General features: G+C 44.8%; 16 protein-coding genes. 13 read left to right on the top strand and 3 right to left on the bottom strand.

The genetic code is table 11. The features are described from left to right. Positions 1-11 precede the first annotated feature (11 nt). From CGC50_RS12370 to CGC50_RS12310, 13 genes are all read left to right on the top strand, one after another. Complete coding sequence (locus tag CGC50_RS12370; protein ID WP_095911045.1) at positions 12-3,974, top strand: phage tail tape measure protein; 3,963 nt, start codon at positions 12-14, stop codon at positions 3,972-3,974. Between the two features lie 88 nt (positions 3,975-4,062). Beyond that, positions 4,063-4,530, top strand: coding sequence for a hypothetical protein (locus tag CGC50_RS12365; protein WP_095911044.1), 468 nt, complete (start codon positions 4,063-4,065; stop codon positions 4,528-4,530). A 2-nt stretch (positions 4,531-4,532) separates the two neighbouring features. Beyond that, positions 4,533-6,185 (top strand): hypothetical protein, encoded by a 1,653-nt coding sequence (locus tag CGC50_RS12360; RefSeq protein WP_095911043.1) that lies wholly within the window; start codon positions 4,533-4,535, stop codon positions 6,183-6,185. Then, entirely contained in the window at positions 6,182-6,445 is a 264-nt protein-coding gene (locus CGC50_RS12355; protein WP_095911042.1) for a hypothetical protein, read from the top strand. Before CGC50_RS12360 ends, CGC50_RS12355 begins: the two co-directional genes overlap by 4 nt. Continuing rightward, positions 6,442-6,939, top strand: coding sequence for a hypothetical protein (locus tag CGC50_RS12350; protein WP_095911041.1), 498 nt, complete (start codon positions 6,442-6,444; stop codon positions 6,937-6,939). The genes CGC50_RS12355 and CGC50_RS12350 overlap by 4 nt, the downstream gene beginning before the upstream one ends. Positions 6,940-6,950: 11 nt before the next feature. Continuing rightward, a complete protein-coding gene (locus CGC50_RS12345) occupies positions 6,951-7,451 on the top strand; it encodes a glycoside hydrolase family 73 protein (RefSeq protein WP_095911040.1) in 501 nt (166 codons plus the stop codon). 9 nt (positions 7,452-7,460) lie between these two features. Further along, positions 7,461-7,997 (top strand): hypothetical protein, encoded by a 537-nt coding sequence (locus CGC50_RS12340; RefSeq protein WP_157909473.1) that lies wholly within the window; start codon positions 7,461-7,463, stop codon positions 7,995-7,997. Beyond that, the gene (locus CGC50_RS12335) at positions 7,985-8,731 is read left to right on the top strand and encodes a hypothetical protein (protein ID WP_095911038.1); all 747 of its coding nucleotides are present in this window, start codon (positions 7,985-7,987) and stop codon (positions 8,729-8,731) included. Before CGC50_RS12340 ends, CGC50_RS12335 begins: the two co-directional genes overlap by 13 nt. After that, positions 8,728-10,509 (top strand): hypothetical protein, encoded by a 1,782-nt coding sequence (locus CGC50_RS12330; protein WP_095911037.1) that lies wholly within the window; start codon positions 8,728-8,730, stop codon positions 10,507-10,509. Before CGC50_RS12335 ends, CGC50_RS12330 begins: the two co-directional genes overlap by 4 nt. Continuing rightward, positions 10,509-10,970, top strand: a complete 462-nt coding sequence (locus CGC50_RS12325; RefSeq protein ID WP_095911036.1) for a hypothetical protein — start codon at positions 10,509-10,511, stop codon at positions 10,968-10,970. Before CGC50_RS12330 ends, CGC50_RS12325 begins: the two co-directional genes overlap by 1 nt. Before the next feature lies 1 nt (position 10,971). Continuing rightward, the gene (locus CGC50_RS12320) at positions 10,972-13,455 is read left to right on the top strand and encodes a hypothetical protein (protein WP_095911035.1); all 2,484 of its coding nucleotides are present in this window, start codon (positions 10,972-10,974) and stop codon (positions 13,453-13,455) included. Positions 13,456-13,470: 15 nt separating this feature from the next. Beyond that, positions 13,471-14,022: a hypothetical protein gene (locus CGC50_RS12315; protein ID WP_095911034.1), complete on the top strand. Its 552-nt coding sequence runs from the start codon at positions 13,471-13,473 to the stop codon at positions 14,020-14,022. 62 nt (positions 14,023-14,084) lie between these two features. Beyond that, positions 14,085-15,554: a hypothetical protein gene (locus CGC50_RS12310; RefSeq protein WP_232781143.1), complete on the top strand. Its 1,470-nt coding sequence runs from the start codon at positions 14,085-14,087 to the stop codon at positions 15,552-15,554. Between the two features lie 37 nt (positions 15,555-15,591). Here the strand turns inward: CGC50_RS12310 and CGC50_RS12305 are convergent, their stop codons facing one another. Genes CGC50_RS12305 through CGC50_RS12295 form a run of 3 tightly spaced genes read right to left on the bottom strand, consistent with a single transcriptional unit; the run spans position 15,592 to position 16,744 of the window. Next, the gene (locus CGC50_RS12305; protein ID WP_095911033.1) at positions 15,592-15,792 is read right to left on the bottom strand and encodes a hypothetical protein; all 201 of its coding nucleotides are present in this window, start codon (positions 15,790-15,792) and stop codon (positions 15,592-15,594) included. Continuing rightward, positions 15,789-16,166, bottom strand: coding sequence for a hypothetical protein (locus CGC50_RS12300; RefSeq protein WP_095911032.1), 378 nt, complete (start codon positions 16,164-16,166; stop codon positions 15,789-15,791). Before CGC50_RS12300 ends, CGC50_RS12305 begins: the two co-directional genes overlap by 4 nt. A gap of 17 nt (positions 16,167-16,183) precedes the next feature. After that, on the bottom strand, positions 16,184-16,744 hold the full coding sequence (locus CGC50_RS12295; protein WP_095911031.1) for a hypothetical protein: 561 nt from the start codon (positions 16,742-16,744) through the stop codon (positions 16,184-16,186). Positions 16,745-16,746 lie beyond the last annotated feature (2 nt).

The following is a 16,746-nucleotide window of genomic DNA, read 5'->3' as shown; positions in this document are numbered from 1 at the left end:
ACCTATAAAAAATGGCAAAGAGAGTAACGACGGATTTGGTCATCACGATCAATGGAAAGGAAGTATCGGACAGTTTCACGGGGATTTCCAAAGTGGTAAAGGATCTGGAAAAAGATCTAAAGAATCTTACTCCTGGCACGGAAGACTTTAACAATAAAGCAGCAGAGCTAAAGGAGGCTAAGGCACATTTGGAGCGTGTAAAAGGAGAGATACAACAGGCTACAGCGGCGCTTGATCAGGTGACAGGGAGTGCCGAGCGAGCAGGCTCCGCCCTTGAGGCAGCGGGGCGCAAGAGTGAGGGCTTTTGGTTGGGAATAAAGCAGATAGTTACAGGGAACCTGCTTACAAGTTTTCTGGGGACGCTTGCAGGCACGGCTAAGGATTCGGTGGGGGAGCTGTTGGAAATCTCCGATGCGATGACGGGGGTGGAGAAAACCTCAGGGCTTGCTGCTGAGAAGGTACGCGAACTGTGGAATGACTTCGACGAGCTGGACACCCGTACAGGAAAAAAGGAGCTGCTGGATATAGCCCAGATCGGAGGGCGCTTGGGGATTACGGACAAGGAGCAGCTCAGGGAATTTACCGAGGAGATAGATAAGATCTACGTTGCCCTGGGGGATTCCTTCCAAGGAGGATTGGAAGCGGTAACCACCAAGGTAGGAAAGCTCAAGAACCTATTCGAAGAAACCAAAAATCAGAACTACGGGGAAGCGCTGAACGCGATAGGCTCGGCGCTGAACGAGCTGGGCGCCAATGGTACGGCCAGCGAAGAGAATATATCCGATTTTGCTACCCGTATAGGACAATTACCCAACGCACTCAAGCCAACAATCGCGCAGACCTTGGGCTTAGGGGCGGCATTCGAAGAATCAGGAATCGACGCGGAGATCGCCTCCAGTGGGTATTCGCGATTTATGAGCGTAGCGGGTACCAATGTGGAAGCGTTTGCCAAGCAAATGCGGATGTCGGCAGAGGAAGCCAGAACGCTCTTTGAGACCAAGCCCGAGGAGTTCTTCTTGCGATTCGCCCAAGCCATGAAGGGATTAGGCGCGGAGGGTACAGCGGAGGTACTCAAGGGTTTAAAGCTGAACACACTGGAAGTACAGAAAGCCATAGGGGCAGCGGGTGCCAATGCAGATCGCTTTCGGGAGATGATGAGCTTGGCAGGGGAGGCGATGGAGGAAGGTACCTCCATACAAGAGGAGTTCAACAAGGTCAATAACAACACCGCAGCCATCTGGGAGAAGATCAAGAAGGTATGGAAGGAAACCTTTACCAGCACTTGGATACAAGGTTTTTTCTCCTATATTATCCAAGCACTGGGCTGGCTTACTGGGGTCACGAGCAAGGCAGGCGATGGAGTGAAGGTATTCAGGGAGCGCATTGCCTTTTTGCTGAAGACCTTAGGGGTATGTACTGCGGCTGTGGTGAGCTATAAGGCAGCGGTGAGCATTGCCGCGGTGGCCACTAAAGAAGCGTGGCAGCAGTCGCTGCTGTATAATGCAGCGCTGAAGGTGAAGACGGCGTCAATGCAGGCGGGCAGAGCTGCGGCGCTGCTGTTTTCGGCAGTTATACAAGCTCTTTCCTTGAACTTTAAAAAGGCAGGAGAATCCATGCAGGCCTTTAACGCTATTACGAAAGCCAATCCTTGGGGATTGGTTGCGGCAGCGATAGGGACTGTAGTGACATATATGGTATTATTCAATAGAGAGCAGAAGCAGGCGCTTACAGGACAGAAGTTACACAATGATGCGATAAAGGAAGCTAATGTACAAACTGCGGTGGAGGTGAATCACTTACAGCAGCTATTGGCTGTTGCCAAAGATGTACAGAAGCCATACGAGGAGCGCCGTAGGGCTGTGGCGGAGCTAAACCGATTGGTTCCTGAATACAACGGCAACCTTACAGTAGAGACAGCACAGACAGAGGAGGCTAAAAAGGCATTGGATAGGTATGTGGAGAGCCTAAGGACTGCGGCCAGAGAGAAGTACCTCAAAGCGATTGTGGATCAGAAAGCCGAAGCACTGGCCAAGGCGGAATATTCGAGCCTTGAGGAGAATATCTCGTGGTATCAGAAGGCATGGAATAGCGTCAAAAGTATGGGGAATATGACTATGGCTGCCCAGAACAATATCGTTAGTTCCTTGGAAAATCGCAGCAAACGTATCAAAAATGCCGAGCAAGAACTCAAGACTGCCACAGACCAATTGATGAAGGAGCAGGCTAAGAAAGTAGAGGGCTCCACAGCGAGCACAGATACCCCCGATACGCCCGTAGTAGGAAGCAGCGGAGACAAAGAGGGCAAGGGCAAGGCAGCCAAGGCAAAAGACTATACCCAAGAGTATGAGGCGGCCAAGCGTGCCCGCTTACAAACAGAGCAGGAGCTACAGAAGGAGATAGCCCAAGGGCTGGAGGAAAGCCTTGATAAGCAGTTAGCCACCACGGAGCAGAAATACAATGAGAAGAAGTTCAAGCTACAACAAGAGAACGCCACTCTGGAACAGGAAATCAGCACCCTTGCGGCGGAAAAGAGCAACGATCCCAATCGGGAGAAAGCCATAGCCGAAAAGCGTAAGCTGATGGAGCTCAACAAACAAATAGAGGTCGCTTACGAACAGCAGAAGGAGCAGGAACTACTGCAAGTCAGGGAGAAATACCACGCCAAGGAGGCTGAGCGCAGGGTCAAGGAACGAAACCGAGAAATAGAAGCCCTTCGCCGCCAGAAATCCGAGGAAATCATAGAGATACAGAGCTTGGAGGAAGCCAAAAAGCAACTAAGAGAAAACCTATCAGCGGGGGAACTCTCACAGATTAAGACACTCGAGGACGCTAAAAAAGCCCTAAGAGCACAAGCCGAGAAAGAGCTATTGGCACTGAGCCTGAAAAACTTTGAGGAGCAGAAACAGATCCTTATGAGCTACCTATCCACCCTTACAGGGGAAGCCAAGGAGAAACTGGTCGAGGACATCACCCAGATAGAGGACAAGATAGTCCAAATCAAAGAGAAGCTGGACAACATCAAGAACAACAAGGATACTAAAGAGAAGAATGCCGCAGACAAGGAGCTGGAGAAGGTGGATGTATTGGGATTCTCGGCCAAGGACTGGGAGGATACCTTTTCCAACCTTGATGTGATGAGCAACCGCTTTAAGGCTGTGGATATGGCTGTAGGAGCGATGAATAATGCATTTAACATGTTCTCCCAACTCCAACAGGGGCTCAACCAAAAGGAAATGGCTGCCTTTACCAAGAATCAGGAACAGAAGAAAAAAGCTCTACTCAACCAGCTCAACCAAGGGTATATCTCACAGGTACAATACCAAAGGGAGCTACAGCGCTTGGACGAAGAAGCCGATGCCAAGAAGAAAGAACTTAGTGTAAAGCAGTTCAAAGCCCAAAAGGCAATGAATATGATGACTATTATTGCCAATACAGCAACAGGGATCATGCGCGCTTATTCGGATACGGGACCTATAGCAGGGAGCGTATTTGCTGCAATTGTAGGAGCTTTAGGGGCTGTACAATTGGGGATTGTAGCGGCGCAGCAGCCTCCCAGCTATGCCAAGGGAGGATATACCAAGGGCTTAGGATTTAAGGACGAAAGCGGGCAGGAGGTAGCCGGAATAGTACACGGGGAGGAGTATGTGGTACCCCAGTGGCTCAAGAAAGATCCCGAAGTGGCGCAAGTGGTGGAATGGCTCGAAGCCAAGCGTTTGGGGCAGTCGCCCCAGGGCTATGAAGCAGGAGGCGAGGTGAAGAATACCAAGCAGGAAGCCCCTACAAGTGAGAACAGCGTCCCTGCCGTAGGAGTGCCTACAGGACTTACCGAGGTGCTCTCAAGGCTCAGCACTACCATGGAGAAGATCCAAGGGGAAGGTATAGAAGCCTATATCGTAGCCGACGCTAAGGCAGGAAAGGAACTCCGAAGAGCGATCAAGGAGTACGAAGCACTGCGAGAGCGAAACAAGAGATAGTGATTACTAAGGGTTTAAAAAAGTCCTTTCCTATATGGAAGGGGCTTTTTATTTTTGCCTTAGTAGAAAATTAAAAGGTATTGATTCAATGGAAAAAATCTTTGTAACCTTGTGTATTCTTTTTGGAATATACATATTAGTATTTGTGATGATTATGGCCGACCTATGGAGTGGCATTCGGAAAGCTAAGAGCTTGGGCGAGGAACGTAAATCTTACAAATATAGACGTACTGTGAAGAAAACAGCTCAGTACTACAATGTATTGATTGCTCTTTCAGTAGTAGACAGCATGCAGATGAGTGCTGTGTGGTACTTTGAGCAATATTACGGGAATCAGCTGTGGTTCTTTCCCTTTATGACCCTTGGGGGTGCCTTTTTACTCTGCCTGATAGAGATAAAGAGTATCTATGAAAAGGCTGATGATAAAGAACAATTTGACAAAGCTGGACAAGTGATGGGAAAGATCATCCTTAACCGCGGGGATGTAGAGGAAATAGCTTCTTCCATCAAGGAATATCTCAATGAAAATGATAAAACACCCATAAAAAACGAATAACCATGCCAACACCTAAGTATAAAGTAAGGCCTGACACAGGCGAATTGCAGGAATACCTCTTTGAGTACAACGGGATTTTAGCACTTAAAAACTTCGTAGCACGTGTGGACGGAGAGCGCCTGATCCTACACAGCGCAGAGGATATGAACTTCTCTATCTTGGACGCCTTGGTCAGTGAAGTAGAGATCAATGGAGTTGTATATGACAATGCCGATGCAGCCCAGCAGGCACTACAGCGCTTAACCTTCAATACCAACAGACCGGTGATCATGACCCAGCGCGAGCGAGAACTACTCTTGGGAGCGCTCCAAAGCGGCAACTATGTAGGTACAGCGGCGGATCTGAAATCACTCATTGACGGCAAGGTAGATAAGGAAGCGGGCAAGGGGTTATCCACGAATGACTTTACCAATGCCTATAAGCAGAAGCTGGACACCCTCGAAGATTACGATATAGAGCTGGACGAGAATACCACAGAGTTACGATTCAAGAGGGGAAGTAATGTAGTAAGGCGTATCTCCCTAATGTTTCTTGACGATGAAGGTACCAAGTTGGTATACAACAAGCCTGAGAAGACCTTAGAGTTGAGAGACAAGCGCAATAACCTCCTCACCAGTATCCCCGTGAGCCACTTTGTCAGCAATATTCCTGATGGGATCGTGGTGCAGAATGGAAAGATTAAGCTCATGGCCGGAAATAATGTTATTTTCGAGAATGCTTTTTCCTACAATGACTTAGCAGATAAGCCATCATTGGATTTTATCCCTACCTCTTGGAACAATAGAGGAGGAAAAGAAGTTATTAAGACGCAAATAGATGACTGGTTGCGTATCAATGAGAACGGCAGCCATCCCAACGGTACTTATTTCGGCGCGTATCGCATCCGTACAGATAAGGGAATACAGGTAGGAGAAGGTGGAAACAAATTCCATGTGAGTGATGAAGGAAATATTGACATTAAAAATAAAACAAAAATCGTTGTAAGAGATAATGGGAATATTGCCTTTGGAAACATGGATTTCAACGATTTGGTTTATGGAGAATTCAAAGGTATAAAGATTTGGGGTCATGATAGTGATGATAAGGTAATTTTAGCTGGTGGTGGAGTTAAAAATATAAACGAGATAGCTCCTTCTTATAAGACTATTACAGATGCTCACAAATTCCTTGATAAGGATGGGGCTATACATTTTGGATCAGGTAGTGGTATAGCTAATGCCCCAGGCAGTTCTTACTATGAGATGTTAGGACTTACCCATAGTTCTAAGGGCAGGGGATTTATCATTGCAAAAAACTTGGATGTTAATGATCGGAAATTATACATAAAACAGGTCATTTCTGGCAGCTATACAGATTGGTTTGAATTGAATGGAAGCATTGATAATATATCTATCCGTAACTATATAGAGTGTAACCATAACCATAATGGTTCTGTAATTTTTGTTGAGAATCCGTTAACTATTCAACTTAAAGATTTAATCTCTTTAGATTGTGTGTCTTTTCGAAAAGTCTTCGCTGGTGGACAAGTAACCTTCACTTGCGATGGAAAACAAATCATCTACACGGGAGATAATGCCTTCAACGGGGGTGATGGCTCTACAGCGGTAGTAAGTATATGGAACAACAAATGTTACATAGACATTCGAAATATATGATGAAAGTAATGAACAATCTCAAGGGTAGCGACAAGCTCCTACATAGTAAGTACGGGAATATAATATTTATTGCCACTTCCCTTAGCGCTCTGATATTCTTACCTGTTGTGAAATCCTTACTTATAGCCGCTATAATATTAGGGAGTATTGGGCTATGTAAGGAGCTCTACGACAAGTATATCAAGAAGACATTCATTGATTGGTGGGATATCGTGGCGAGCTTCGTGCCTTATCCTATAATTAAATACATTAACAGATGAATGCGATACAATATTTTGATTGGGGGGGGATTAGTCAGCCTTCTATTGGGAGTGTAACATTGCTTGGAAAGGGAGATAGGAAAAATTTCATTGTAGAAGTGGGTGAATATCCTATAGGAAGTATAGATTTAACTAACAATCAAAGGAAATATTATGCTAATAGAAGCAATTTTATAGGATTAATATTAGATGGAAGGGTTAGAGAATATTTTTTAATTCTCCCTACTAATAATTATATATTACAAGGTCATCCTCCAAGAACATTTTTAGACACTAATCTAATTCATTTAGAATATGATAGGGAATTTTATAGAGACTATCAACTAACTGTGTATGAATCAGGATTACCTGTTTTATTTTTATGGATAAAAGACCCAGTGTCTTTTAAGCAAAACATTCAAACAAGTTCATTTAGGAAAGAAACACATTTTGTAGTGAATTTTCCAGGCAAAGGAGAATATTCTTTCGACATAATATACGATGGAAGTAAATAATATTTGATTATATGACACCAAAAGAATTCGTAAAAAAATACAAGCCTTTTGCTCTCGAAACAGAGCGTAAGACGGGGATTTCTCACCTTTTTATATTGGCTCAATCAGCCTTGGAGACTGGTTGGGCTAAGAGTATCCCTGATAATAATATGTTTGGTGTGAAAGCCAAAGCAGGCACGCCGACTGAGAAACGTCAGCTGGTTCAAACCACGGAGATCCTCGCCAATGATAATGCTAAGTTCCCTGTTATTATTAGCATAGAAAAGCGCCATGATGGCAGGTTTAAGTACATTGTTAAGGACTGGTTCCGCAAGTACGACAGCCCAGAGGAGAGTTTCACTGATCACGCCAACCTATTCATGAACAACAAGCGATATGCCAAGGCACTACTGGTAAGGAGTGACCCGTACAAGTTTGCCGAGGAAGTTGCAAAGGCAGGTTATGCCACCGAGCCTACGTATGCCGAAAGACTCAAGGGGGTGATAATAACAATTGAGAAGAATGACCAATGAAAATTACCAATGAGAAAGAAATTGTATTTACTATTAGCTCTTATGGTGCTATTAGGGTGCAGGAGCAAGAAATCAAGCCGAACCGATCACAGAGAAGATCAGCAAATCGAAAGAAGGGAAGAAAAAGACAGCCTCTCTCAGGTAGAAAGTCATCAGCAAGTCGCTACTTTTGACCTCCAACATTCGCAATCTTACGAGCTCTCTCTTGAAAATGATAAGGACAGCATAGAGGTGCAGCGAGAAAGACGCATAGTAAAGAGGCTCGATGGGGAGGTATCTCATATCGAGGTACTCAAGGTCAAGGGGGGAAAAGCTACCCTAAGGGTAAAGCAGGAGCAAGCGCAGCAAGCAAGGCAGGTAGTCCGTAGGGAAGAGCGAAGAAGTGAAGGGCATTTCTCTCAAAAGAGAAAGGAGGTACATACTTCTCATACTATGGAGCGAGAAACTCTTCACCAAAGATGGGGACTTGCATGGTGGGTAGAGGGCGTATTGTTGGTGGTGGTCTTATGGTTGGGCTATAGAATAGTAAGAAGATGGATAGGATAGAGTTTCACTGTGCAGGGAGTTACTCAGAGCTCAGCCCTTGGCAACGAGAAGAAATCTGCCTACGTATGGAGGACGATCGGCGTGACTTTCAGGAGCTATATCGGGAGATGGTGCTAATCTTGCTGATGGGGGATCCTTCAAGGAAAAACAAAAAGCGAGTACAGCGGCTGCTCTCGGAAATCTCTATCGAGCAGCTCCTCCCCTTGGGAAAGTTCCTGCTCACCGATAGGGACTTGTTCTCCTTTCCTGATATCTGGGATGGACTCACCACTCCCCTGCCTCGATTGAGTAATTGTACCATTCGACAATTTTCCGTGGCGGACATGCTTTTTTACCAATACAGCAAGAAGCGTGAGGAATTGTATGCACGCCAGCTGGTGGCAAGTCTCTACTGCTGGGGCGCAAGTGAGTTTGACCCCTTGCTACTCCCTAAGATTGCGGAGGTAACCGATAGTATTTCCTCTGGCACGCGGGCTGCGATTGTTTTTGCCTATCGATGTACCAGGGAGTACATCATAGAGCGCTATCCTGCTGTATTTCCTAAATCCTCTTATAGGGAGGATACTCCTATATTCAGGCGACAGGGGGATTATACCCCCTTCTCCAAGATAATAGCGGCCATGGCGATGGACAGCACCCAACCCTTGGGCAATTGGCATGAGTGCAGCGCGACGCGTTTGTACGATTTTTTAGAAATATTGAACGAATCTATTCTCAGAAGTAAGCAAACATGAGAGATCTCTTTGTAACAGATACATTCGAACTGGACTTGAGCCGAATATCTATCTCCTATCAGGAAGAAAATCCGCGGTTCAAGGATACTTTCTTTACTCAATTCTCCCTCCCTTTTGAGTTCTATATGAATGCAGATCTGAGGGTCAAGATGGGTAATTATACGGCTATCAATGCCCTGCGGCTAAAGAAGAAGCATGAGGGCTACCATGTGATGGATGGAAGAGCCAGAAAGGGAACTTTGGAAATTCTATCCATAGAAGGAGAGCTGGTACAAGCGCAGATAGAATCAGGGTTCGAACAGCTGCCGAACTTTGAAAAGAAGCTATGTGACTTACCGCTGGCCAAGGTAGCTGTAGACAATATCTATGAGCATGCCAATGTAGTCTGTAGAAAGAGATACCCAGAGGTAGATTATAATTTTCCTCGTGTAGTTTATAACAAGGATAACAGCCAGAGTGGCTGGGAAGCATTCGAAGGATTCTTGAACCACACTCATAATGGGGCTTTTATCAATAATAGTGAGGATTCTGGCAATAGGGTAGTCCGCAATATCATTCACCCTATGCCTTACCTACTCTATGTTCTCAAGAAAGGTTTTGCCGATGCGGGATATACACTTGCCGGAGATATTCTCACCGATGAGGACTTCCTCCAGCAGGTGATATACTCGGGAAAGGAATATTACAAGACTTCAGAGCAGCAAGAGGTCAATATGACCCCGCAAAGGGATAGCCTTACCCAGCAGCGCGAAGTGAGCGGAGTAGTATTTGGGAAGTACCAATCCGAGACTACTTTGGACAAGGTCGGAAAGTGGCGCTTGGTCTGTAACAATGCTCATATACTAACCCATGGAGAGCCATTTATCTATCGGGTGAAGCTGGATGGTGTGGTGATCCGCGAGGGGGCTATCAGTGAGCGCCAAAGTACCTTGAGCTTTACTCAGGTAATTGCCATAGAGACAGGGGGCTCCCATCAGCTCCGTTGTGAGTTCGAGGGGGCTTGGAATAGCCCCATTGAGCTATACCTGAATATCATTGCCCAGCATGACGCTCAGGGGAATGTGATTGAACAGGTGATTAACAACAATGAGGTAGACCTCAAGCGGGCTGTCCCTGATATTACCTTCGGAGACTTGGTCAAGACTATTAAGAACTGGAAGAATTACGATCTGGAGATTCAGGGGGACAAGATCTTTATGAATCGTATCCACACGGAGAATCGCCTACAGATGAAGGACTTTCGTCCCTTTGCCATCAAGGATCCTAAGAAGACACTCACTACCAAGGAATCTTACCTTATTAAGTTTCCTGATATGGACGAGGCTAAGTTCAACTATCCTGCGGTACTGATCGACGAAAATGGCATGCAACTCTCACAAGGGGAACAACAGGGGAGCTCTCAGGTAAATATTGAGGGCTACTGCCTTCCGAAAGTTCTTTACAGGGGAGAGCATTCCTGTATTCCACGAAAGAATGGGGGTAATGTATTAGGACTTATCTGGTATAATGGCTTGCGGTATGGCAACAAGAATGAGGGCGAGACCAGAGAGGAACTCCTGCCCCCAAAGGTGACCAAGTACTGGGAAGAATGGTACAAAATGCGCTTATCCTCCTATGAGCTCTCATGGAGCTTTATAGCCAATAAGAATCAGATACGGGAGTTTGCTCTAAGGGATACGCTGTATGTGTATGGCCAGCGTTTTTTTATCAAGTCCATCACCAAGAACACCCTTAGCCGCGAATGCTACCAAGTAGAAATCAATCTAATCAATGTATAATGGAACGAGAAAAAGAAATAGGGAAAAAAGCTGCTATCTTGCTCAAGGGCAGTTTACAAGGGGAAGTCTCTACCCGCTTTAGTGGTCATCTCTCAGGAGGGAAAGCGTCCCTACAGGCTGCTACCGCAGTAGCACGCATGCGCTATTCCAAGCGGGCTGATGGCACTAAGCAGGCGTACCTCAAGGGAATTGCTATCAAGATGCCACGGCATGGATTTATCCAACATTACGGGATAGAAGCCTCCCGCGTAAGGGCTGGAGGCACCCGCACCCGTGAGAAGCCCAAGCAAACTACCTACTTTTTTAGGGCTCACTTATATTCTAAAGGAATGAAGGATAAACCTTTTATTGATGAGGCAATAGAAGCCAGTGAGGCTGTCGCCTACTTGGCTGAGGAACTCCCTAAGCAGCGCGGAGAAGAACTCCTTATCTTTATCAAACAACAATTAGAAAAACAATAATATGGCACGTAAATATATCGCAAGAAGTTATCATATATGGCACCCCTTTAACGAGGAAAAACCTACAGTTGCTAATTTCGAAAAAGAAGAAGAGATCATAGAGTGGGACTTCTCTGAGAACCCTATCTACAAGACTTGGAAATCAGGAGAGCCTATCCCTAATAATGACAGAATGTCTGTTATATTTCCTGAACTCTTCCTCCTCCCTGACTTCAAGGGATACTCAGGCAAAACAGAGTTATTTGTCTCTTGGGAAGAATACCTAAAGAAAAGAAAAGCAGAGGAAAAATACCAACCCAGCAAGAAAACCAATAAAACACAAAAAAAATGGGTGAGAGGAAATAGCCCCGGAGATCATTGGGAATTTAAAGATGTACCTATCTATGAGCCCCTAAGTGACGATGAAATATACCAAGAGTGGAAAAGATATGCGGAAGAGTGGGAAAAAGATAAATATATCTTTAGCATCTCTATTACTCCGAATGAATTTGTGGAGATATATGCCGGGAATCAGGACCTAAGAAATATAAAACCCTCTTACTCCGATCGTATTCTTTATTCATGGATAAGGCGGATCCGTGGACGTGGATTAGAATATTTGCTGCGGTATAAGAACTTCTCCCAGCTCCCACAGGGAGAGACAAAGCTCACCCTTACCTTTACAGCTTATGCTGTTAATAATGGAAACAACATAGAGTTGGAGAAAAGGGAGGTGCCCATTACCCTAAAGCGAGAAGGTATCGGAGGAGGAAGCGGCAGCGGGGGAGGTTCTAAGGATACCTATACACCACCGGTGGTCAATATGACCCTGAACAATGCCACTCGGGAACTCTTTGTCGAACCGATGGCGGAGACGGGAGAACTATTTCAGGTAGCACACTTTATACGTAATATCAATAGTTTTTTGGTTCTACACCAAAAGTTCGGAGGGGTAGTGCATGATAGTGAGGGCGCCGATCATTGGCAAAGGCTATATACTTTTGAAAATGATGGACTCTTCAAGGTAGAAGTAGATAACGATGATCTGTGGGCATGGGCTAAGTTCTCTCTATCGGAGAACTACAAGCGTACAGGGATAGTTCAGGGCTTCGACTTTAGCCATGATCAGGTGATCGTCAAGGAGGATAACTGGCTTTTTCAGCGGGTATTCTCCATAAGGCTGAATGTTATTAATGACCTTACTTCTTTTTCATTCGACAAAAAACATTATGAAGCGACTTTGTATCGTGAAAAAAGAGAAAGGTATGAGAACTCTTTCCTTATTAAAAATGCCAATAGGCTTACCTATACGATCACCCCTTCGGCTGGGTTGGAGATCGTGGAAGTGAAGCACAATGGAGAACCCTTTGTTTTGGTTAAGTTCCGCTCCAAGAGTGCTGAGACTTTCCCTCTCGGGCTTCAGGAGGAATATATTACGGTCAAGAGCAACAGGGACTCCACGCAAATTGTTACGGTAGACCTCACCATCAAGACTAATCTGGATTTCGAACAGAAGGATATATACTTCTGTTTGGATAAGGATATTCTTACAATAGCACAGACGAATGAAAATTCGGAATTTGCCCGCGCTAAGCTGGTGATGAATTTCTCAGGATATGGCCGAAGGGTGACCACCACTCAGGAGTATGAGTATGTGTTCTTTAACAACATGGCCAAGATTGACCTTGGGGAAGAAATTCAGGATTTCTTCGAAAACTTGCCTGATCTGAAAAGGCTATATATCAATAACGAAAATACAGCGCTCCCTGTGGAGGTGATGAAAGCTACTGAGGTAAATGTTACTATTGTGGAAACCAACTTCAAGGGGGAGGAGTTCAAGACTCACAAGTTATCTTCCCTGCGATACCTCCCTGGTAGGACACCTCTCTCCTACCCTTACCTGACTAATGTAGGGTTACGCTCTACCTATACCGATTCGCTAATCTCGGTAAGTGCTCTTACTAAGGCTTTTAAGAGGAATGACCTTGGGAAAATTGCTTCTAATAGCGTTGATTCTTCTGGATTGGTGGACGATTACGGGGTGGCTAATCTCTGTTTCTATCGAAAAAATGCCAACCGCTTTTTCGGAAAGAATACGATTATCAAGAAGAGCACTCTTTCGTTGGAGCCTAAGCCTGAGCCTAATGGGGAGCCTATTACGGTACTTTTTCAAAATCAAAATTATTGCCCTGATTGGTTCTCTTTTTCTGGTGAGAAAGAACTGCACATCAATTATGAGAATACCATCTCACAGCATGCCGAGAAGGACGAAGAGTTCAAGGCTTTGGTCAAGGAAAAAAGGACTTTCAAGCTCAACACAGGGTGGATATTCCCCGAGGAGGTGGAGCTGCTATGGGAGCTTATCAAGTCCCCTCAGTGCTTTATTAAGGCTAATGATACGGATTGGGTCAAGGTGATTCCTATCTCTCAGAAGCCTCTATCCTATGATAACACACGGAACCTACACAGCTATGTAGTGGAGTTCCAGAGAGCCAGTATCCAATAACTAAATGATGATAAGATGGAGTTAGTGAAATTCGACAAAGAGGGTACTTACCCTCGTATCTCAGCTTCGCATATTGATGAGAGCATAGAGCTTACCCCTGCCGAGCAGGAGATCAAGGCGCGACTTAGGCATATTCACGCCCTTAGGATGACTAATAAGTATTCCAAGTATCAGGCCATACAGATACACATGCGGGAGATGAAGGTGAGCCAAGCCACTGCCTATAGGGATTATAACTGGGCTATGCAGATCTTTGGGGAATTGGACAAAGTGGATGTACAGGCTGAGCGCATGATCTTAGCGGAGTGCTACTGGCAGCTCTACCTAAAGGCTCTCAAGAAGGGCGATCTGGAGCAGGAGCGTAAGGCGCTGGATTCGTATAAGTCGCTGTTCAACTTCGATAAGGAGGAGAAAGAGATTAACTTTGAGAAGATCTCCGCTCATGAGTACCATATCAAGATGAGCCGCAAGGGTATGCGCATGCTTAGAGAGGCTATCGGTACAGGGGTGGTGGACTTCAACGAACTCCCCGCTGAGGAGATAGACTATGAAGAGAGTGAAGAATGAAAAGTGAAAAGTGAAGAATGCTAATAAAACCAGTTAAAGAGATCTACCTTAACCCCATGCAGATGGCAGCCGTGGAAGCCAATAGGTACGGACGGGTGAAGAATATTTGTATCGAGGCGGGGCGTGGTACAGGCAAATCAACTATATTAGGGTGGTTTGTCAAGGAAGCCGTTCGCCAAATGCCTCGAGCGACGGGGGTACTGGTAGGGGCTACTTTTGTACAGATCAAAAGCCGTACTTTCCCCTCTACCAAAGAGGGGCTGGAGATGTTCGGCCTATACGAGGAGGTGGATTATGTAGTGGGCAAAAGTGGCAAGAGCTTAGGATATACAATGCCTTTCCAAGCTCCCAACTCATGGAGCAATGTGGTGCATTTCTCTAATGGGTTTATCTTAGTATTGGTATCCTTAGACGACCCCAACTCGGGGCGCGGGCTGAACTCTTATATTGTCATAGGAGACGAGGCGGCACTCTTGGAACACGATCGCCTCTTCAACAACGTACTGACCACAAACCGAGCTAAGAAAGTAGAGTTTGACCGCGCTTCGCTGCTCAACGCTACGATATTTACCTCATCGGTAGCGCTGACCAAGACGGGCGAGTGGTTCACCAATCGGGAGAAATTAGCTATTGAGAAGCCTCAAGAACATTGCTTCATTAAAGCCAATGCGAAGGTAAATAAGGAGAACCTCAAGCCCAATTGGATTCAGGAGATGTACGAGCAACGGGTATCGGATATGCTCTTCAATGCGGAGATCATGAACATACGCCCGCGTAAGGTGGCCGATGGATTCTATCCGCAACTATTGGCCAATAAGCACTACTACAAGTACAAGTATGCTACGAATCTTTTAGATGATTTTACCCAGAGCTATACCCCAAGCTGTACGTATGACACGGATTTGATTAAGGGCATTCCCTTGGAAATATCATTGGACTTCGGAGGGCGTATCAACTGTGCTGTAGTTGCCCAAGAGAGCACGCTCACCCATACGCTGAGTATCATTAAGGATTTCTTTGTCAAGAACCCGCAGAAGCTCTCTGACCTTATAAAGAAGATCATAGACTATTACGAGCCACACAAGGCTACCTGTAATAAGGTCTATCTATACCACGATCGCTCAGGCTTTAAAAGTGAAGCCAATAGCAAGACGACTTTGGCGCAGGATGTGGAGGACATGCTCCGTACAGCAGGCTGGCAGGTGTATAACAAGACACCCAACACGAACAATCCAAGCCATATCCTCAAGTTCCGACTGATTAACGAAATCTTAGAGGAGAGCAACAAAGTACTCCCATTTGTCCGTATCAATGAGGATAACTGCCCCAACCTAATCGTATCCATGGAGAATGCAGGACTCAAGCAGAAAGAAGATTCCTTCGAGAAAGACAAAAGCTCGGAGCGCTCTACCTCCATTCCTCAGGAACATGCGACCCACCTATCGGACTGCTTCGACTACCTTGTATGGTGGAAGTATGCTTATCTGATAGACAACGATCGCCACGATTCGTATATTATAAGTTCTGTTTAAAAGAGAAAAGCACACCTAATTAGGTGTGCTTTTGATTTTAAATTGCTTTAATCTTATTAAGCGTATCAATGTAATAATCCTTGAGCTTTTGCAGATCTTCGTCTGTGAACTTATTGCGCCCTATCTGAGCTCTCTTATGGGTCACGGTAGATATGGCTTTGCCAATGACAGAGGAAACCTGCCTATCTGATAACTCTAATAATTCGATGATATATAATACTTTTTCTTGTGTAGTCATAATCCTTGCATTTGTTTTAGTTCCCAGTCAAGATAATTCTTATACCACTGCCACGCTTCTTCAATGAATTGTTCTACTGATATAACAGGGCCATATATCCCGCCTATACTTATTACATTGTTCTGGACAACAACTAACCTGAATTGCTCCAACATATCATACACATATAACCGCTGGGGCATGGCTCTGTAGGTATCATTGAGCCTTACAATCTCGCTGTTCTCCTCAATTACCATTATCAGGCTCATATAATGAGGGGAATATATATAGGTAAGGTCAATATTAGGTACGATAGGGTTACATGCTAATAAGAACTTAGGTATAACCATATCAGCTACCTCATATTTTTGATTAAAAATATCGTCTACATTCATAATTTTTTTGCTTGAGGTTAAACAAATTTATATTTTGTCAAATGTAATCTACCCCCTCCGACTTTGAACTTAGTGACTTTTTCTCCACAATAATCAATAGGTTCGTCAAGTGTTATTGTAGATGCTTGATGCCCATCACAATCGTACTGATGAGCACTATACCCACATGTCATCTTAGGGAGTTGCCATACCCCCCAATTCATGGAATTGAGATACAATAATATTCTTCTAATATTTTCTATAGTTACATCAAAAACTTTGCCCTCTTTAATTTCGTTTTCGAGCGCACGAAAATCGGCTTCAAGGCTTTGTTTAGCTTGCTCGTTCTGCTTTTTTTTCTCTTGGTGAGCATTCTTGCAAAACTCACAATATTTAGTATAGGCTTCAATTATGCTCTGTGTAGTAACTTCACCATCTATCTCAATGCTGAATGTCGGGTGGGATGTAAAGTTTTGCGCCTCTACAGTTTCAAAAGCCACTTCATTAACTTGTGGATAACCTTGCTCTTTTTTTTGAAAAGTAACATTATCAGCTACAATGTAAGTGTAGCGTTTTGTTTTGTAAAAATCTAATTTCATTA

It is taken from the genome of Capnocytophaga gingivalis (genome assembly GCF_002302415.1).
Classification (GTDB): domain Bacteria; phylum Bacteroidota; class Bacteroidia; order Flavobacteriales; family Flavobacteriaceae; genus Capnocytophaga; species Capnocytophaga gingivalis.
The sequence above is the reverse complement of the archived record's forward strand: the minus strand, read 5'-3'. Positions and strand labels throughout refer to the sequence as shown.